The organism is Hymenobacter sublimis, assembly GCF_023101345.1.
Taxonomy (GTDB): Bacteria; Bacteroidota; Bacteroidia; order Cytophagales; family Hymenobacteraceae; genus Hymenobacter; species Hymenobacter sublimis.
The window spans coordinates 3,737,580-3,756,878 of record NZ_CP095848.1 but is presented as its reverse complement, the minus strand read 5'-3'; the positions used below and the strand labels follow the sequence as shown (position 1 = coordinate 3,756,878).

The window sequence follows — 19,299 nt, the reverse complement described above, 5'->3', positions numbered from 1 at the left end:
CCCCGAAGCTCCGCGTAAGCTCCTGCTTCAGGCTGCCCGCGGCAGTCAGTAGCGAAGAAGCCAGAGCGAAACTCCGGGGCTGTTTTTTATGGGCTGGTTAGGCCTCTACGGGAGCTGCTGTTTCCGTCACGGTGCTGGCAAACGCTAGTAGGTGCTCCTCGCGGAAGGCACCCGCCAAAATCTGCAAGCCGATGGGCAAGCCCTGCGCATCTTTCCCCGCGGGCACCGAAATAGCGGGCACGCCCGCCAAAGAGGCCTGCACCGTGAAGATGTCGGCCAGGTACATGGCCAGCGTATCCTTATTCACGTCGCCGATGCGGAAGGCCGTGGTAGGGGTAGTGGGCAGCACCAAGAAGTCGTACTCGCGCAACAACTCGTCGGTTTTTTCCTTGATGAGGCGGCGTACGCGCTGGGCCTTGGTGTAGTAAGCGTCGTAGTAGCTGGCGCTCAACACGAAAGTGCCCAGCAAAATGCGGCGCTGCACCTCCGGACCGAAGCCCTGGGCGCGCGTTTTCTTGTAGAGTGACTCCAAGTCCGTAGCATCCGGCGCGCGGTAGCCAAACTTCACCCCGTCGTACCGGCTTAGGTTGGAGCTAGCTTCGGCCGTGGTCAGGATGTAGTAGGTGGGAACAATAAAGTCGAGGTAGGGAAAATCAACGGCTTCTACCACGTGGCCTTGGCCCCGGAACTGCTCCAGCGCCTGCTCCGTGGCCGCCTTGATTTCCGGATTCAAACCCGGCCGCTCCAGACAATCCTTGATAAAGCCGATGCGGTAGTGCGGGGCTGGCGTCAGCTGTTGGCTATAGGCAGGCACTTCCCGCTTGCTGGCGGTGCTGTCGAACGAATCAGGGCCGGCCATTACTTCCAGCAGCAAAGCGGCATCTTCCACCGAGCGGGTCAGCGTGCCAATCTGATCGAAGGAGGAAGCGTAAGCAACCAGCCCGTAGCGCGAAATGCGTGAATAAGTAGGTTTGAAGCCCACAATTCCGCAAAAAGCGGCTGGCTGACGCACTGAGCCCCCCGTATCGGAGCCAATAGAAGCCAGGCACATGTCGGCTTGCACCGCCACCGCCGAGCCTCCTGAGGAGCCACCGGGTACTCGCTCAGGGTCAATTTCGTTGCGGGCGGGGCCGAAATAGGATGTCTCGTTGGAGGCGCCCATGGCAAACTCGTCGCAGTTCTGGCGCCCAATCAGAATGGCGTCTTCGTCGAGCAGGCGCTGCACGGCCGTGCCCGTAAACAAGGATTTGAAGCCGTCCAGGATGTGGCTGCTACTCTGCAAGCTATGGCCTTCGTAGGCCAGCACATCTTTCAGCCCGATGACCATACCCGCTAGCTTGCCGGCCGTACCGGCGGCCAGCTTGGCATCAACGGCCTCGGCTTGGGCCAGGGCTTCTTCGGGCCACACCTCCAAAAAGGCATTCAGGTGTTCTTTGCGGCGGATATTATCCAGATAATAAGCCACGAGCTGACGACAGGACGTGGTGCCTGCCGTCAGCTCGTGGCGAACTTCCGTGAGGGAGTTAAAGCGTCTCAAGACGAAAAGGGTTTAGTTCATTTGGTCGAGGCGGGGCCGCTCTTCGGCGGGGCGCGTAACCGGAGGGGTTAGGCCACCATCCATGGGCGGGGCCACCGGCGTAACGGCCGGGGCTTCGGCTACTGGGGCCACGGGGGCCTGGTAGGGTTGCTGGTTGAATTGCTGCTGGTAGGGCTGCTGAGGCTGGCCGGAGTTTTCAATTTCGCTCCGAATCTCGCGGGAAGCGTCCTTGAACTCACGGATGCCTTTACCTAAACCGCGGGCTAGTTCCGGAATCTTATTGGCCCCGAAGAAAATGAGGATAACGACCATGATGAGCATTATCTCACCACCGCCCAAATCACCTAAGAAGAGGAAGAAAGGAGTGTTCATGGCTACGAGCAATTAGCGGCGGGGAGCCGTGGGGTCATTCGGGTTGATTGGGCCATCGCGGAACTCCGGCTTCTCTTCCTTAGAAGCATCCTTAAATTCGCGGATGCCTTGGCCCATACCCCGGAACAGCTCCGGAATGCGCTTGGCTCCGAATAAAAGGATGATAGCGAGGCCGATGAGCAGGAGTTCGGTGCCGCCAAGGCCGCCAATACCAAGCAAAAGGGTGGCAAAATTCATAAGGAGGAAGACCAACAGGTCGGGTTATTATGTGGCAAAGCTACGTATACGCAGCCTTGTACGCATTGGGATTGGTAAAGGTACCGCATAATTTCAAAATCAGTTCCCGCGTGGCTCCAGGCTTCTGCTAGGAGCCCGCCGGCTACAACGCGCAGGAACGGACTGAGTGGCAACAGCTTCAGCCAGTGAATGATGATGTTAAGCCGGCAAATGCAGCTGCTCGGCGGGGTGCGTACAACAAATTGCCACCATTGCTGCTATTTAGAGAATTAGTTATAGACTACCCTACCTTTCTTCCGCTGTACTACCTGCTCCTTTCCTGATGTCACCTACTTTTTCCACCGCGGAAAGTGCTGTAAAGCCACTTACCCGCCGCTTCGACGAAGCTGCTCGCTTGGAGGTCCTGCGTAACTACCGCATTCTGGACACGCCCCCCGAAACGGTTTTCGACGACTTGGTGCGGCTGGCGGCCTACATCTGCGGTACCCCTATTTCCTTGGTTTCGCTGCTGGATGCCGAGCGGCAGTGGTTTAAGGCCGAAATAGGTTTGGGAGTTAAGAGCACACCCCGCCACTTGGCTTTTTGCCAGCACGCCATTCTCTCAGACAAAGTGTACGAAGTGGAGGATGCGACTCAGGACCCCATCTTCAAGCAAAACGCCCTAGTTACCGGCGACCCTAACATTCGCTTTTACGCCGGTGCCCCGCTTATAACCCCGGAAGGGCAGGCCCTCGGCACCATCTGCACCATTGATACTGTGCCCCGCCGCCTGACGGAGGAGCAACGGGATGCACTCCGCATTCTGGCCCGGGAAGTAGTGTCGCACCTGGAACTGCGGCGGGCCCGCCTGCAGCTGGAAGAAGAGAAACTCAAGCTGGAGGGATTACTACGCATGGCCAACGACACGGCGGAATCATTCTACCTACATGGAGGGCAGAACGAAATTTTTATAAAACAGGATCATAAACTGCTGCGGGTGAATACATCTGATATCCGGTATGTGGAGGCGCTTGGCGACTACGTGAACATCTACTCTGGTCGTGAGCGGTACACGGTGTACAGCACCATGAAGGAGCTAGAAGCCAAGCTGCCGCTCCGCGACTTTGCCCGCGTACACCGCAAGTACATTGTGCGGCTGGACCGCATAATTGCCATCGAGAACGACGCAGTTACCGTAGAAGCCGGCCGCAGTGCTGAGCAGGCTACCAGCGTGTTGCCCGTGCCCATTGGTAGCTCCTATAAAGCCGCGCTGCTGAGCCGCTTAAATCTTATTTAAGCTCAACAGGTAGGAAAAGCATTCAGAATGCTAGTATTCACCGAGGGAAAAAACACATTCGGCGAAATTGCGGGAGCGGGCAGTATCGCCGCATGTATCTTTCGTCATGTTATCGGGGATTACCCTTGCTAGGCTAGCCGCCTTACCGCAGTTGCTAAGTAAGGGGAGGGATTCTGATAGCTAAGTTTGTTTTCATAGCTCAGAAAGACACCGCATGTTGTGCGGTGTTTTTTTTGCTACCTACTTGCGGCCCAGCCAGTTTTCCGGGTTCAGATTGGAGCTGTTGTGCCACACCTGAAACTGCACTTCGGAAGTTCCTTCCGCGTCCGTAGAAACGGTACCAATGGTTTGGCGGGCGCTAATAGTTTGCCCCTCGCTAACGCTGACGCTACGCAGCTTGGCGTATACCGTGAAGTAGTCGCCGTGCTGCACCATTACAATGGTATTCATGCCGGGCACGCTGGCCACGGTCAGTACCTTTCCGCTAAATACGGCCCGCACCGGTTCCCCGGCATTGGTTTGAATATCAACACCCCGGTTCTCCACTACCACATTTTTCAGCACGGGGTGGTTGTGCCGGCCGAAGTGCTGACTGATAAAACCCCGGCCCACGGGCCACGGCAGCCGGCCCCGGTTATCGTGAAACGACGAAGCCAGTTCGGCACCCTCCGGAGTCATCGTGACGCGGTCCACGCGCTCAGCGGCCGCTTCGGCGGCGGCTTCCGTAGCCTCGGTACTGCTGGTGCGGGCAGTTGCTCCCGGACTACGAGAAGGGGCAGTAGCGGCAGTGCTGGTGCGGGCCGCGGCGGCTTTGGCGGCCGCGCGCCGGGCTGCCAAGCGAGCCGCCCGGGCAATTTCCTCCCGTACCCGCTGGGCAATCAGGTTGTCGAGGCGGGTTACGGCCTGCTGGCGGGTTGCCAGTTCCTGGCGCAGGTTCTGCTCCTGCTGGGTAAGCTTCGTGACTACCTGATCCTGCTGGGTTTTGAGCGTGAGCAGGTTCTTCTTTTCCGAAATCTGGGTAGTGAGCAGGGAGCCTTTTTCCTCCTGCTTTTCCTTGAGACCGGTGAGCTGGGTGCTCAGGCGCTGCTGGGTGTGGCTGATTTGGGCGGCCTGGGCTTTGCGCACTTCCGTGTACTGACGGATGTAGCGCAACCGGAGCATAAATTGGTTAAACGACTCCGAAGCAAACAGAAACATGACCCGGTTGTAGCCGTTGGCCGTTTTCGAACCGGCATAAATCAGGCGGGCGTATTCTGCTTTAAGCTGCTCCAGGCTCTGGCGGGTTTGCTGCACCTGGTTTTCCGTTTGCTTAACATCGGTTTCGATGTAGCGCAGCTCACTGCTGATGTTCTTAATGACGCCCTGCTGCACGGTGAGCTTTTCCTTCAGGGCATTTAATTGCCCCACGGAAGCTTGCTTCTGCTGCTGGGTTTGCTCCAGAATGCGGCTGGTTTCATTGATGCGCTTCAGGGTCAGGCGCCGTTCCCGCTCGAGTTGGGCTTTGGTTTTACGCCCCGTGGAACCCATGCGCTGCGCCCAGGAGGCATCGGCTACCCCCAGCAACAGCACGCAACTTACTACCAGCAGCCAGCTTTTACTTTTTGCGCGCATAGCCCTTGGGTACCGAGAAGGGGAACTGCAGCCGCTCCTTATCCACATCTACCGAGCGGTAAGTAATGGTAAGCGTGGAGGGCGCTGCCTGCCCTTGCTGCACCTGCACAAGGCTGCTGTGCGCAAACGGCTGAGCAGTGCGCTCCAAAGGCCGGAAGTCGGAGTAGTCGACGGTGAGTTTGTTTTCACTGGCCGGCACCTGCACCTGCAGTTGCTGAATGCGCCCCCGTTCCAGGTTCACCAGTTGCTGCACCAGCAGGCCCGCCTGCTCATAGTTCACCCGCTGCACAGGGCCATCTGTAGTAACCGTAGGCTGGGTAGCGGCGCTGAGTGGCGCCAGGTAGTTACCTAGCAGCAAGGCTTGCAGCATGTCGAAGTTGACAGGCACGTTCAGGCGCTTGCTGAGGTAGGCGAAGTCGCCGGCGTAGTATTCGCGGTGGAGCTTGTCGAGCACTTGCACCGAGTCGCGGGTGATGTAGATGCGGCCGCCTTCTACCCCAATTAGTGAGGCCGAAATCCAGATGACGCTGTCCTTGCGAATGCGCACGTTGATGTTGCCACTCTGCTGGTCAAACTGCGCCTTGCCCTTGGCCGCCAGAAAACGAAAATCGACGTTGGCTGCGCGCACTGACTCCGGCATGGGTACCGTCGTTTTATTGGCCTTAGAGCCAATAGAAAGCAGTTTGCGGTTGCAGCTGCCCAGCATCAGTGTGGCGCCGAGCAGCACCAGCAGGAGGCGGTTACTCATATAGTTTTTTGTCTTTAATCTTCCGGTCGATGAGCGGGGAAGCACCGCCTGTTTTTTTGGCTTTCTGCCACTCGGCCAGGGCCTTATCGGCCTCGCCCAGCTTGAACAGCACGTCGCCGTAGTGCTCAATTACGGTAGCATCCGTGGTAGTTTTCAGCGCTTTTTCAAACTGTTGCCGGGCCCCGCTGTAGTCTTTCAGCCGGTACAGCACCCAGCCGTAGGTATCGAGGTAGGTGTCGTTGTCGGGGTTCTGCTTGACCAGTTTGCCCGCCATTTCCTTGGCTTTGTCCAGCTTCTCGCCCCGCAAGGAAAGGTAGTAGCTGTAGTTGTTCAGGGCCTGAGCATTATTAGCGTCAAACGTCAGAGCTGCTTCGTAAGCCGCATCCGACTTGGCGTATTCCTTTAACTCGTGGTAGGTGTCGCCGAGCTGGGTGTCGAACTGAGCCAGCAGCTCGGGGTTGTCGGTGGCCAGCTTGCGGCCGTATTCCAAGGATTTGATGGCCTTGGTTGGCTGCTTTTTCAGCTGATGGCCCACGCCGTTGTAAAACCACAGGGGCGCCTGGTTTGGGAACAACTCTAAAGCCTGCTCCGTGTGGGTAAGCAAGGAATCAACCTGATTGAGCTCGGCATCAATGAGCACCACCTGCTGCCAAATCTGGTAACGGGAGTTGTCCAGTTCAATGGCCTTCAGATAGTTAGCGCGGGCCGCAGGCCGGTTGCCGGTTACCGTCTGAATGTCGCCGGCAATGGAAAAGGCTTTGGCTTCGCGCGGATGCACCCGGGTAGTAATGGCGGCCAAGTCCTGGGCCGTTTGGTTGAGGGCCGGGTTGGGCAGCTGCTTGATGTAGTCAACCAGAATCCGAACCTTGTCGTCGATGTCCAAGGCCGGGCTTTCGAAGGCCAGCTTGATTTGCTTTTCCGATTCCGGCGCGTTGTTCTGCTGGCGGTACACGTCGGCCAGGATCATGCGGGCCCGCGGGTTGTCTGGGTCCTGCTTGAGGGCCTGCTGGGCCACCCGAATGGCATCGGGGAAGCGGTTGTTGGCCGCGTACATCTGGGCCTGGGCCAGCACGTAGCGTACCTCATTCGGGTTGGCCGTAATCAGCGTTTCGCCTTCCTGCAGGGCCTTATCGAGGTTATTTTGCTTGAGATAGATCTGCTGCTTTTTGAAGGATACCTCATCCAAGAGGCCGAATTGTTTTTCCGCCTGATCAAAGGTCGCCAGTGCCTCGTTCAGCTTGCCTTGGGCAATGTACAGGTCGGCTAGGTTAAAGAGGTAATAGCCCGAGTTGGGCACCTGCTTGATCAGGGTATTGTATACGCCAATGGCCTGATCGAACTGCTTTTGCGAGGCGTAAATCTGGGCCAGCAGCAGGTAGTAGTAGGCGTTCTGCGGATCGAGTTTTACGGCTGCTTGCGCAAAGTTCGTGGCATCCTGGAGGTTGCCGCTCAGCAGGTTGGTTTCGGCAATTTTGTAATTGACGGCCGCATTGGTGGGGTTGAGGGCGTAGGCTTTTAGCAGCCGCTCGAGGGCCTTGTTGTAATCTTCCAGCAGCACAAACCGCACCCCATCCACGAAATACGCCTCGCTGATTTCCCGATCCTTTTCCGATAAGGGGCGTTTTTGCTGGGCGGCGGCATCCAGAGCCGCCCGGCGGGCCAGCTCCTTGCGCTCTTTGCGCGTCAGCTTGCGGGGCTTCTTTTCGGGGGCCGTAGAGGTAGCGGGAGCCGCTGGCTTAGCCTGCTGGGCGTACCCGGGGCTGGCCACCAGCAGGCCCAGCAGAAGCACAGAAAAAGCACCGAATCGACTCATGAAAACAGTAGCGCGGACCCTGCGGCCGCGGTTTGGAAACGAGGAAACCTAACCCCAACACGACAGACCTCGGCAAAGGTCCGCGCTACTGAAACGTCAGGAGACGCAAAAATATCACACGCGCAGCGTGTTGTAGTCTCCTAGGCTCAAATCATTGGGCGTGCTGGCGACGGTAGCGTGGCTGCCCACCATGGAATTGGTCAGGTTGGCGTGCAGCACCGTGGCCGACTGCTGCACGATGGAGTTAGAAACGATGGACGCGCGTACGTTGGTATGGTTGCCTAAGGAAACGTGCGGACCTACCACCGAATCAGTAATGATAACCCCTTCGCCGATGTACACGGGCGGAATCAGGACGGAATTGGTCACTTGGGCGGATTCCGACACTAGGTTCTCGCCGCGCTCCTGCAGGTACTCCAGGTAACGCTGGTTAGTAAATACGGTAGCGTCCTTATTGCCGCAGTCCAGCCACTCGGTTACGCGGCCAGGCACGAAGGAGGTACCCTTGTTCTTCATGTTTTCCAGGGCGTTGGTGAGCTGGTACTCGCCTTTGTCCTTGATGTCGTTGTCGAGCAAGTACTGCAACTCGTTCTTCAGGTACTCGCCGTCCTTGAAGTAGTAGATGCCAATAATGGCCAGGTCGGAAACAAACTCCTGGGGTTTTTCCACGAAGTCGGTAATCTGGCCCTGCTCGTTGAGCTTTACTACCCCGAACGGCTTGGGGTCGTCTACGCGCTGCACCCAAATGGTGCCCTCGGCAGAGGAGTCCAGAATAAAGTCGGCTTTAAACAGCGTATCGGCGAAGGCTACCACCACCGGGCCATCAAGGGCCGACTGGGCGCAGAGAATGGCGTGGGCCGTACCCAGGGGCTCGTCTTGGTAATGAATAGTGCCCTTGGCGCCTACTGATTCAGCAATCTGCACGAGGCTTTTCTCCACCTCCGCGCCAAAGCGCCCGATAATAAAGGCTACTTCCTCAACCTGCTCGCCGCATACTTTGGCAATGTCTTCCACCAGGCGCTGCACAATGGGCTTGCCGGCAATCGGAATCAGGGGCTTAGGAACAGTAAGCGTGTGGGGGCGCATGCGCTTCCCCATACCAGCCATCGGGACGATGATTTTCATACGGGTGTGGTATTAGAAAGGTAAAAGTTGAGTAAAGAGTGATACTAGCCTAAAGCAGGTACTGTGTACGTAAGGATGGGCTACTGGTGCGCCATTACTGCACGCCGGTGCTGCCGTAGCCGCCCGCGCCGCGTGCTGTATCGCTGAGCACCTCAACGGGCTGCCACGCTACGGTTTCGTGGCGGGCTACCACCAGCTGAGCAATACGCTCCCCGTCCTGCACCACGAACTCCTGGTCGGAGAGGTTTACGAGCAGCACCTTCAGCTCGCCGCGGTAGTCTGCGTCGATGGTGCCTGGGCTGTTCACCAGGCCAATACCGTGTTTGTACGCCAGCCCGCTGCGGGGCCGCACCTGCATTTCGTAGCCCACCGGAATTTCCAAGAAAAGGCCAGTAGGAACAAGGGCGCGTTGCAGGGGCTTCAACGTAACGGGCTCGGTGAGGTTGGCCCGCACATCCATGCCGGCGGCGTGGGCCGTTTGGTACTCCGGCAGCGGATGCTTGGATGTATTGATAACAGAAATCAGCATGAAGCAAAGGAGCACAGGCACTTGCCCGCGCCAAAGGTAGAAGGAGGAACAGAGGTTACCGCACGAGCTTGGCGGATTACAAGGAATTTATGGATGATTCCGATGCGAAATTTCCCAGTGAAACGGTTCAAGCTAGCGTTATTTCACGGGTTTCAAGGCGGAAGCTGCTAAATTCAGAGGGCGCGCAAGCGGCGGCCCTCCACCAGGGCAATCAGGCCCACAAAACCCAACGTCAGTAGGGCATGGAAGGCGTAGCGAGGCCAGCCGGCCGCCACGGGCAGCCACCAACTCAGGGCCACAACGCCCACGGCCAGCGCCAGCCACACCAGCAGACGGGCAATGGGGTAGGGGACGGGGAAGTGCCGCTCGCCCAGCCACCAGCACAGGGCCGCCATCAGGAAGTAACAGGCCAGGGTAGCCAGGGCCGAGCCCATGTAGCCCAGCAGCGGAATCAGCAGGAAGTTGAGGACTACCGTTACCACTGCCCCCGCAAAGCCAATGTAGGTGCCGTAGTAGGTTTTGTCGGTGAGCTTAAACCACACGGAGAGGTTCCAGTACACGCCCAGAAACAAGTAAGCCAGCAGCAGTACTGGCACTACCGCCAAGCCTTGCAAGTATTCGGGCCGACGCAAGAATATTTGGGCTACGATGTCTACGTTCACGCTCACGCCCACAAACAGCATGGTGCAGCAGAGCGTAAACCACTTCAGCACCAGGGCAAACGTGTAAGGCGAGTTCTTTTCGTTGCTCTGGGCAAAGAAAAACGGCTCTGCTGCGTACTTAAACGCCTGAATAACCAGGCTCATCAGGACGCTGATTTTGTAGCAGGCCCCGTAGATGCCCACGGCTGCCAGGTTGCTTTGGCCGGGGTAGAAGTTTTCCGGTAGCCACCTGGGCAGAATAACCCGGTCCAGCATCTCATTTACCATACCCGCTACCCCCATGAGCATGATGGGGTAGGCGTACTGCAGTAGGGGCCGCAGGGGCTCCAGGTTCAGGCGGAAGCGGAAATCCAGCAGCTCCCGGCTCAGTAGCAGCAGCGTAAAGGCCGAAGCGGCCAGGTTGGCCAGGAAAACGTAGCCTACCCCCAGGGTGGGGTTGTACACGCTTTCGACCAGGGGGCGCAAGCTCGTTAGGTACTTGCCGGCCAGCACATCGGGGCAGAGCACGATGAAAAACAGGTTCAGCCCGATGTTGAGTAGGATGCTGGCCAGTCGAATGCCGGCAAACTTGCGGGCCTTGTTTTCCAGCCGTAGCCGGGCAAACGGAATGGCCGCCACGGCATCGAGCCCGAGAATAATGGCAATCCAGACGGCGTACTGCTCGTGGCCGGCCGGCAGGCTCAGCAAGCTCATCAGGGGCCGGGCCAGCAGGGCCACTACTCCACTTAGTAGTACACTAGTCAGCACCAGCAAGGTCATGACCCGGTCGTAGAGTTCCTGCCGGTCGGTGCCGGGCCGGTTGGCAAAGCGGAAGTAGGTAGTTTCCATGCCGTAGGTAAACAGCACGTTCAGAAACGAAACGTAGGCGTACAGCCCCGTTACAATACCGTACTCCGCCGCCGCAAACCGCCCGGTGTACACCCGCACTAGCAAAAACGTCAGCACGCGCCCCACAATGCTACTCAAGCCGTACACGGCCGTTTGCGAAGCCAGTCGCTTGGCTATACTCATCTAATAGAAAGGTAAATTCAAGGGAAACGGGAAGCGGAGCGGGCAGGAAAAGGCCGGGGCGGCCACTGCCTGCACGGTCAATGACTACCCCGGTCCCGTAAAATCAGCATAAAAAATTGCTAGGCCGCTACGGATGGTAGCGTGCTACTACTTGCCGGTAAAACTGGCTGGCCGCTTTTCCAGGAATGCCGAAGTGCCCTCCCGAAAATCAGCCGAATCAAAGCAACGGGCAAAGGCGTCGGCCTCACTCTGGTAGCCCTGGCGGTCCTTATCGTAATAGGCATTCACGCAGTCCAGGCACAGCCCTACGGCCAGTGGCGCCTTGGTCAGGATGCGGCCGAGCAGTTGCTTGGTGAAGCTCAGCAGCTCCGCCTGGGGCACTACGTGGTTAACCAACCCCAGGTGCAGCGCCTCGTCGGCCTTAATCATGTCGGCCGTCAGGAGCAGCTCAATGGCTTTGCCCTTGCCAATAAGTTGGGTTAGGCGCTGGGTACCACCATAGCCGGGCACCAAGCCCAAGTTCACTTCGGGCTGACCGAAACGAGCGTTTTCTGAGGCAACGCGCATGTGGCAGGCCATAGCCAACTCACAGCCCCCGCCCAAGGCAAACCCGTTTACAGCCGCAATAACCGGCTTGGGGCTTTCCTCCAGCAGGCGGAAAGCCTCCTGGCCCTGCATGGCGGCCCGGCGCCCTGAAACCTCATCAAGTTGGGTAAGCTCCGCAATATCGGCACCCGCCACAAATGACTTCTCTCCGCTACCCGTCAGAATGATGCCGCGCACGGCGGCATCGTCGAGGGCCTGCTGAGCTGCCGCCCGAATTTCTTCGATGGTAGCAGCATTCAGGGCATTAAGCTTGTCGGGGCGGTTAATGGTAATGATCAGGATGCCGGTTTCGGCTTCGAGGTGGTAGAGTAGGTTGGTGAAAGTCATAGTAAAAGAGGCGAGTGGGCACAATGGACGGGTAAAGATAGGATGAATTACGGCGCGGCTGGACTGCCGCATTGCCCTGCTGGCTACCTCTCGTTAGTGCTCGATACCTGGTTTCGGGCCGTGAAAACCGCAGCTACCAGGAGCCGCTGCAGGGCATGTTTACCAAAAATAACCACGTCAAAGAGTTATATAATTAAAAACATATATTTACCCCAAATGTTGCTTCTCCTTCACTTCCAAATACTTCCATTGTATGAGCTTTGTATCCGAATTCAAAGAATTCATTTCCAAGGGCAATGTCCTTGACTTGGCAGTTGGAGTTATCATCGGCGGGACCTTTGGCAATATTGTAAAGTCGCTCACAGACGACGTGCTCATGCCTTTACTATCCATTCTAACGGGCGGGCTCGATTTCAAGGACTGGTTTCTGGCCCTTGACGGCACGAGCTACAAAACGCTGGAGGAAGCCAAGAAAGTGGGGGCCGCAACCGTTAACTACGGGTTGTTCCTAAATGCTATTATCGTGTTTCTGCTGATGGCCTTTGCCATTTTCTGGTTGGTAAAAATTGCCAATCGTTTCAAACGACCCCAGCAGGTAGTAGTAGCCGACCCAGGACCAACCAAGGAGCAGCAACTTCTCATGGACATCCGAGACGCCCTGCGCAGCCGCCCAGAAGCAGGTGCCCCCGACCAAGGTGTAGGCAGCGTTGGTCGGTAGGTAGCATAGTGCCACCGAGTTGCGGCATGGGAAGTGGACTATACTAACTAGGTTTGCCTTGGTTGTGCGGGTTGCAGCCGAAAGCGTAACCCAGACTTTCCCATTTGGCTCAAGACTTGCTTTAGACTCCGCGGCCACGGTCGAAGAAATGTGTTTGCTTCGGGGGCGAAGCAGACCTAGCTAAACGGCTGATTTGTAAGTTTCAGCTTGCTTTGAACTAACTTTACCACGCACCCGTTGGGCGCAACACCAGGCTGTACTACTGCCATAGCGCAAGCAGTTATTACACCGGTTCCTTCCACCTCACTTGTCCATGAAAAAGCTGTTTTTCGCCTTTATTGTAGCCACCGTTGGGGTAGTAGCAACGCCGGCTGCCAGGGCCCAGAGTACTGCCAGCGCCACTTACTCAGGCCAGACCCAGCGGGGTAGCGAGCAGGGGTTGCGCAAAAAGCGCAAGACCTCAGCTACCGATATTGCCCGCATGCAGCAGCGCATGAGCATGAACCCCGATGAAGCCAAGCGCGACCAGCAGCTGGAGATTCTGGAGGCCCGTTCGGGCATGAGCACTGCTAATACCAGCTTCGGGCGTGCTTCGGGTCCTGCCCGGCAGTTTGAGAAAGGTGCTGGTAGCTTTACTGTGCGCAAGTTCAAGGATAACCGAGTAGGCACAGCCCGTCAGAAGCGAGGACAAACTCGGGCTGCGGGCTTCGTTGACCCCAAAGGCAAACCACTGACGCACAAGAAAAAGAAGCGCTTTCTCTTCTTTTAACATTCAAGAAGTATAAGACAAGAAAAAGCCGTGCTGTAGCTACAGCACGGCTTTTTCTTGTTTAGAGTATAGTAGCAAAACTAGTGGCGTGCCCGGGCCAGTGCCGGCCACCGGATGGAGTAGAAAGCAGAGTATACGGGTACGGTAGCTGGTCGTACCAACGTAGAGTCAGTAGGCTTCGGCAGCATAGCTGAATTACGGCCGGCGGGCGACTCAGAAAACGGCGAGGGCGCTACCCTACCAGGGGCATACGGTACCAATTGACGAGCTATCAGCAGCTGTCCGCAGCAGGTTAGCCCCGCAACTACTGTAGCAAAAAGTAAAATACGCTTCATACGAACGGATTATAACGCTAAACGAAGCCTTCCCAACAAAGACGCAAAAGCTAACCGGGTGGTTGCCAGGCTGAAAAGCCTAGCCCTGGAATTCCTACCTCTAACGGTCGATTCCTACTTTATTTTCCCTATTAACTGGTCTCTCACTCCTAATCCAAACCACTTTCTCACCTCTCAACGCCACTTTCTACCTGCTCTGCTACTCATCACCGTCTACCAAGAATAAAGGCTTAATAGCCTGTGTTTCTGTTGGTTTTGTGTATAAGTCTAATCGAAGGTAGGAAGTGAGTTCTGATTTTTAAAATCAAATAAATTTTGTGAAACTAAGAAGAGGCAGAACAGCAGTGCTCCTTATACAGAAAAAGCCCCAACCTACGCAGGCTGGGGCTTTTTCTGTATACGTAAAACGTCTTCTTTACAGGGTACGCTTCACTTCTTTTTCTTCGAATCCTTCAATGTTGTCTCCTTCGCGGAGGTCATTGTAGCCTTTCAGCGAGATACCGCACTCGTACCCCTGGCGTACTTCCGACACATCGTCTTTGTAGCGCTTGAGGTCTTGGATTTCGCCCGAGTACACCACGATACCGTCGCGGACCAGCCGCACTTTGGTTTTGCGGGTAAAGGTGCCGTCCGTTACCATACAGCCGGCAATAGTGCCCACCTTGGTAATGTTGAACACCTGACGAACTTCGGCGTTGGCTACTACCACCTCCTGCACCGTTGGGGCCAGCATGCCTTCCATGGCATCCTTCACCTCATTGATGGCATTGTAGATAATAGAGTAGAGGCGGATGTCAATCTGCTCCTGCTCAGCCAGCTTACGCGCGCTCTGCGAAGGACGCACCTGGAAGCCAATGATGATGGCGTCGGAGGCCGAAGCCAGCAGTACGTCGGACTCGGAAATGGCACCCACGCCCTTGCTAAGGATGTTCACCGCTACTTCCGGCGTACTCAGCTTGAGCAGGGAGTCGGCCAGTGCTTCCACCGAGCCGTCCACGTCGCCTTTCACCAGCACGTTGAGTTCCTTGAACGAGCCAATTGCCAGACGACGACCGATTTCATCCAGGGTAATGTGCTTCTTGGTGCGCATGGTCTGCTCGCGGGTCAGCTGCTGACGCTGGGTAGCCAGTTCCCGGGCTTCACGCTCGGTTTCCATCACCTGAATCTTGTCACCAGCCTGTGGAGCACCCGTTAGGCCAAGCACCTGAACCGGGGTAGCCGGGCCCGCCTGCTTCATCTTCTTGCCGCGGTGGTCCGTCATGGCCTTTACGCGGCCGTAGTGCGGGCCAGCCAGCACAATGTCGCCTACGTTCATGGTACCGGTTTGTACCAGAATGGTCGTTACGTAACCACGTCCTTTGTCAAGAGAGGCTTCGATAACGGTGCCAATAGCGTTGCGGTCCGGGTTGGCGGTCAACTCCAGAATTTCGGCTTCCAGCAGCACCTTTTCCAGCAGATCATCAATGCCAAGGCCTGTTTTAGCCGATACTTCCTGGGACTGGTATTTGCCACCCCATTCTTCTACCAGCACGTTGATGGCCGACAGTTCTTCCCGCACTTTGTCGGGGTTAGCACCGGGCTTGTCAATCTTGTTCAGCGCAATAACAATCGGTACGCCGGCTGCTTGTGCGTGGTTGATGGCTTCCTTGGTCTGGGGCATCACCGAGTCGTCGGCCGCTACCACAATAATGGCAATGTCCGTCACCTTGGCACCCCGGGCACGCATGGCGGTAAACGCTTCGTGACCCGGCGTATCCAGGAAGGTCACCCGCTTGCCCGACTTGGTCATTACGTCGTAGGCACCGATGTGCTGGGTGATACCGCCCGCTTCGCCTTTGGCTACGCTGGCGTTCCGGATGTAGTCAAGCAAGGAGGTCTTACCGTGGTCAACGTGACCCATGATGGTCACAATAGGGGCCCGCGGCTGCAAGTCTTCCGGTGCGTCTTCAATGTCAATAGTCGTTTCTTCTTCCTCGGCGCTCAGGAATTCTACGTCGTAGCCAAATTCATCCGCAATAACGGTAATGGCTTCGGCGTCGAGGCGCTGGTTAATGGAAACGAACATGCCCATGTTCAGGCACACCTTAATTACTTCATTCACCGACACGTCCATGAATGACGCTAGGTCGTTAGCCGAAATAAACTCGGTTACTTTCAGCGTCTTGGCGTCCAGTTCGTTTTGAGCGCGCAGGGCCTCACGGTCCTCCGCCGCCATGTTCCGCTTATCGCGGCGGTACTTGGCGCGGTTCTGCTGCTGACCACCACGGCCGCCGCTGAGCTTGGCCAGCGTGGCCTTGATCTGTTCCTGAATCTGCTTGTCGTTTTGCTCGGGCGTAAGCGCCGGCGCCGGCTGACGGGTGTTGCTACCCTGACCGCCGGGACGATTACCGCCACCTTGCTGACCAGGACGGGCGTTGCCACCCTGACCACCGGGGCGGTTGCCGCCACCTTGTTGGCCGGGGCCTCCACCAGGGCGGTTACCACCCTGCTGACCGGGGCCACTTGGGGTAGTTTGCTGACCAGGAGCACCAGGGCCTCCCATCGGGATGCGCTGACGTTTCTTCTTGTCGGGACTGATACCGCTCTTGCGCACGTCCGAGGACGCCACAGGACGGGCTCCACGACCACCGCCACCGCGCCGGGAAGAATCTAGGGGTAACTCAATTTTACCGAGAACGGTCAGGCCTTTCAGCTGATCCGCTTTAGCAACGATAGTACCTTCCTCTGTAGCTGCGGCGTCTGGAGCAGCTGGTTGAGCTGCGGCCGCGGCCGGAGTAGCGGGAGTTGTTGCCGGAGCGGGTTGAGGGGCCTCGGGAGCTTTAGGAGCTGGAGCAGCCGCTACAGGAGCAGCCGGTTGGGCTATGGGTGCGGCTGGCTGCGGAGTGGGCTTGGGTGCCTCTGCTACCGGAGCAGCCGGCGCTGGCTTTACCTCCGGCTGAGGCGCAGTTACCGGTGCCTCAGCAGGTTGAGGAGCCTCGGGCGCTTTAGGGGCCGGAACGGCCGCTGCGGGAGCCGGCTCCGGGCCTGGGGCCGGAGTAGGCTGCGCCGCTGGGGCAACTGGGGCGGCTGGCCGGGGCGGCACGGGCCGGCCCTTGGCATCAAGCTCAATTTTACCCAGCACTTTTAGGCCCGGGACTCGGCTTGCCTCCGGAGCGGAGGCAGCTGCTGGCGGCGGAGTGGGGGTAGCGGGTTTGGGAACCTCGGCTGCCGGAGCGGGCTGGGGCGCTGGGGCGGCCGGCTTGGGAGCCGGCGCAGCGGGGGCAGGGGCTGGTTTGGGGGCGGCAGCTTCCGCCGCACGCGCCTGGGCCGCCGAAGCTGCCGCGGCGTCTAGCTCCGTCTGGCGCTTGGCCTGGCTGAGCTTTGCGGCCTCCATCTTATCCTGCGCCGACGACTCAAATGCCTTTTCGAGCAGGGATACCTGCTCCGACGATAGCTTGGTCGTAGGTTTGTTTTCGATGATGTGCCCTTTTCCCGCCAGAAAATCTACAATCGTAGAAAGTCCAACGTTCAGGTCTTTGGCCGCCTGATTCAGCCGTTTGGTTGCTGCTTCCGCCATTCTATGCTCGCGAACGATACTCTTATTCAGTTGCAAAGGTACTATATTAAATCTTGCCGGGCGGGGTCAAAATCAAACCACCCGGCTTGATTATTTAACCCCCTTGCCGTACCGGCCGCCGCGCACTCATTGCGCGCCGCCGGAATTTTGTGCTTCTTCCTCCTGGCTGTCGCTTTCGTTGTCCTCGAACTCGTTGCGGATGACGCGGAAGAGTTCCTCCACGGTTTCCTCTTCCAGCTCCGTCCGACGAACGATGTCTTCCTTGCTGACGGCCAGTACGGCGCGGCCGGTATCGAGGCCGATTTTCTTCAGCTCATCGAGAATCCAGCCTTCAATCTCATCCTGGAACTCGTCCAGGGCGATGTCTTCTTCAAAATCACCGGCATCGCGGAACACGTCGATTTCCATGCCCACCAGCCGGGAGGCCAGCTTGATGTTGGCGCCGCCGCGGCCAATGGCCAGAGATACCTGGTCTGGCTTTAAGAACACCGAAACCCGCCCAGTTTGTTCGTTAATTTTCATCGACGTTAACTTCGCCGGCGACAGGGCCCGGGCAATGTATAGCTCCAGGTTGTCGGTGTAGTTGATGATGTCGATGTTTTCGTTTTCCAGCTCCCGCACGACGGCGTGGATGCGGGAACCCTTCATGCCCACGCAAGCGCCCACGGGGTCAATCCGGTCGTCGTAGCTTTCTACGGCTACTTTGGCCCGCTCGCCCGGCTCGCGCACAATGTTCTTGATGGTGATCAGGCCATCGAAGATTTCGGGCACTTCCTGCTCCATCAGGCGCTCCAGGAAAGCCGGCGCGGCCCGCGAGAGGATGATTTTGGGCGTGCCGTTCAGCACGTCCACGCGGTGTACCACGGCCCGGATGGTGTCGCCCTTGCGGTAGCGGTCCTTCGGGATTTGCTCGCCCTTGGGCAGCACCAGCTCGTTTTCGTCCTTGTCCAGGATGAGGGCTTCGCGGCCCCACACCTGGTACACCTCGCCTACCACTACCTCGCCCACCTGATCTTTGTAGGCCTGGTACAGGTTGTCGCGCTCCAAGTCCTTTACGCGCTGAATCAGCGTCTGGCGGGCCATGAGCACGGCGCGGCGGCCGAAGTCTTCCAGCTTGATTTCCTCGGCTACCGATTCGCCTACCTCATAGTCGGGCTCGATCTTCTGGGCCTCGGCCAGCGGAATTTTGTCCAGGTCCCAGATATCCTCGGAGTTATCGTCCACGATTTCGCGGTTCCGATAAATCTCCAGGTCGCCCTTGTCCACGTTCAGGATGACGTCGAAGTTCGAGTCATCGTCGTACTTCTTGCGAATCATCGTGCGGAACACTTCCTCCAGGATGCTCATCATCGTGGGACGGTCGATGTTCTTCGACCGGGCGAATTCGGCAAACGATTCAATCAGGACGTTGCTGTTCATTTTTATTTGCTTTTAGCTACTAGCTGTTAGCTGTTAGCGTGAGCTCAACAGACGACAACAGCTAAAAGGTGAATATTCAGCCTGAAAGCTAACGGCGAGTAGCCATCAGCTAACAGTTTGTTACTATTTAAAGGAGATAACCACTTTCGCTTCCTGAATGCTGGCGAACGGCACCAAGGCGGCGGGGAGGGTTTTCTTTTTGCTTTTCTCTTTCACTACCTCCGCCAGCTGAATGCCTTCGGCTTCCACGGCTTCGAGGGTGCCGGTTTTCTCGGTGCCGTCGGTGAGCTTGAGGCTGAGGCTGCGGCCCACGTGGCGGGTGTACTGGCGGGCGTCGCGCAGGGGCTGGTCGGCGCCGGGCGAGGTTACTTCCAGGGTGTAGCTGGCGTCTTCGCCGTACTCCTCATCTACGCGGCGGGCAAGGCGGCGGCTGATCTGGGCGCACTCATCAATGCCCACGCCCTGCTCCCCGTCGAGGGTGACGGTCACTTTGGGGCGAATGGCATCCGAGACGGTCAGGTCCACCACGAACAGGCTCCCGTCGGTGGGCAGGCTGTCCTGCAGCATCTCCGACAGGCGGGCACGGTCAAGTTTCATAGGCGAGGCACCGGGTGATAAAAGAAAGAGGGGACTGTCCGTCCCCTCTGT

16 protein-coding genes are annotated in these 19,299 nt (G+C 57.6%); 3 read left to right on the top strand and 13 right to left on the bottom strand.

Annotated elements, in window-relative coordinates:
- Positions 1-97: 97 nt before the first annotated feature.
- From gatA to MWH26_RS15710, 3 genes are read right to left on the bottom strand one after another with little or no spacing between them, the layout of a single operon-like run.
- Positions 98-1,537, bottom strand: coding sequence for an Asp-tRNA(Asn)/Glu-tRNA(Gln) amidotransferase subunit GatA (gatA, locus tag MWH26_RS15720; protein ID WP_247975017.1), 1,440 nt, complete (start codon positions 1,535-1,537; stop codon positions 98-100).
- 12 nt (positions 1,538-1,549) lie between these two features.
- The gene (gene tatA / locus MWH26_RS20210; RefSeq protein WP_311136866.1) at positions 1,550-1,909 is read right to left on the bottom strand and encodes a twin-arginine translocase TatA/TatE family subunit; all 360 of its coding nucleotides are present in this window, start codon (positions 1,907-1,909) and stop codon (positions 1,550-1,552) included.
- 12 nt (positions 1,910-1,921) lie between these two features.
- Positions 1,922-2,146, bottom strand: coding sequence for a Sec-independent protein translocase subunit TatA (locus MWH26_RS15710; protein ID WP_244697617.1), 225 nt, complete (start codon positions 2,144-2,146; stop codon positions 1,922-1,924).
- A gap of 322 nt (positions 2,147-2,468) precedes the next feature.
- Here MWH26_RS15710 and MWH26_RS15705 point away from each other — a divergent pair, with 322 nt between their 5' ends.
- Positions 2,469-3,422, top strand: a complete 954-nt coding sequence (locus MWH26_RS15705; protein ID WP_247975016.1) for a LytTR family transcriptional regulator DNA-binding domain-containing protein — start codon at positions 2,469-2,471, stop codon at positions 3,420-3,422.
- A gap of 240 nt (positions 3,423-3,662) precedes the next feature.
- Here MWH26_RS15705 and MWH26_RS15700 read toward each other — a convergent pair whose 3' ends face one another.
- The 7 genes from MWH26_RS15700 to MWH26_RS15670 form a co-directional block, all read right to left on the bottom strand.
- Complete coding sequence (locus tag MWH26_RS15700) at positions 3,663-5,033, bottom strand: murein hydrolase activator EnvC family protein (protein ID WP_247975015.1); 1,371 nt, start codon at positions 5,031-5,033, stop codon at positions 3,663-3,665.
- A complete protein-coding gene (gene lolB1 / locus MWH26_RS15695; protein WP_244697614.1) occupies positions 5,017-5,781 on the bottom strand; it encodes a lipoprotein insertase outer membrane protein LolB1 in 765 nt (254 codons plus the stop codon). Before lolB1 ends, MWH26_RS15700 begins: the two co-directional genes overlap by 17 nt.
- Positions 5,774-7,594 carry a tetratricopeptide repeat protein gene (locus MWH26_RS15690; RefSeq protein ID WP_247975014.1) on the bottom strand — a complete coding sequence of 607 codons (1,821 nt, stop codon included), beginning with the start codon at positions 7,592-7,594 and terminating at the stop codon, positions 5,774-5,776. Before MWH26_RS15690 ends, lolB1 begins: the two co-directional genes overlap by 8 nt.
- A gap of 114 nt (positions 7,595-7,708) precedes the next feature.
- Positions 7,709-8,719, bottom strand: a complete 1,011-nt coding sequence (locus MWH26_RS15685; RefSeq protein WP_244697611.1) for a sugar phosphate nucleotidyltransferase — start codon at positions 8,717-8,719, stop codon at positions 7,709-7,711.
- 94 nt (positions 8,720-8,813) lie between these two features.
- Positions 8,814-9,248, bottom strand: a complete 435-nt coding sequence (gene dut / locus MWH26_RS15680) for a dUTP diphosphatase (protein WP_244697609.1) — start codon at positions 9,246-9,248, stop codon at positions 8,814-8,816.
- Positions 9,249-9,421: 173 nt separating this feature from the next.
- Positions 9,422-10,921 carry an oligosaccharide flippase family protein gene (locus MWH26_RS15675; RefSeq protein ID WP_247975013.1) on the bottom strand — a complete coding sequence of 500 codons (1,500 nt, stop codon included), beginning with the start codon at positions 10,919-10,921 and terminating at the stop codon, positions 9,422-9,424.
- A gap of 147 nt (positions 10,922-11,068) precedes the next feature.
- Positions 11,069-11,854, bottom strand: coding sequence for an enoyl-CoA hydratase/isomerase family protein (locus MWH26_RS15670; protein ID WP_247975012.1), 786 nt, complete (start codon positions 11,852-11,854; stop codon positions 11,069-11,071).
- A 253-nt stretch (positions 11,855-12,107) separates the two neighbouring features.
- Here MWH26_RS15670 and mscL point away from each other — a divergent pair, with 253 nt between their 5' ends.
- Both mscL and MWH26_RS15660 read left to right on the top strand, forming a co-directional pair.
- Positions 12,108-12,572 (top strand): large conductance mechanosensitive channel protein MscL, encoded by a 465-nt coding sequence (mscL, locus tag MWH26_RS15665; RefSeq protein WP_247975011.1) that lies wholly within the window; start codon positions 12,108-12,110, stop codon positions 12,570-12,572.
- Positions 12,573-12,885: 313 nt separating this feature from the next.
- Complete coding sequence (locus tag MWH26_RS15660; RefSeq protein WP_247975010.1) at positions 12,886-13,341, top strand: hypothetical protein; 456 nt, start codon at positions 12,886-12,888, stop codon at positions 13,339-13,341.
- Between the two features lie 750 nt (positions 13,342-14,091).
- Here the strand turns inward: MWH26_RS15660 and infB are convergent.
- The 3 genes from infB to rimP form a co-directional block, all read right to left on the bottom strand.
- Entirely contained in the window at positions 14,092-17,232 is a 3,141-nt protein-coding gene (infB, locus tag MWH26_RS15655; RefSeq protein WP_247975009.1) for a translation initiation factor IF-2, read from the bottom strand.
- Positions 17,233-17,358: 126 nt separating this feature from the next.
- Entirely contained in the window at positions 17,359-18,651 is a 1,293-nt protein-coding gene (nusA, locus tag MWH26_RS15650; RefSeq protein WP_188555910.1) for a transcription termination factor NusA, read from the bottom strand.
- 123 nt (positions 18,652-18,774) lie between these two features.
- Positions 18,775-19,248, bottom strand: coding sequence for a ribosome maturation factor RimP (gene rimP / locus MWH26_RS15645; protein WP_188555911.1), 474 nt, complete (start codon positions 19,246-19,248; stop codon positions 18,775-18,777).
- Positions 19,249-19,299 lie beyond the last annotated feature (51 nt).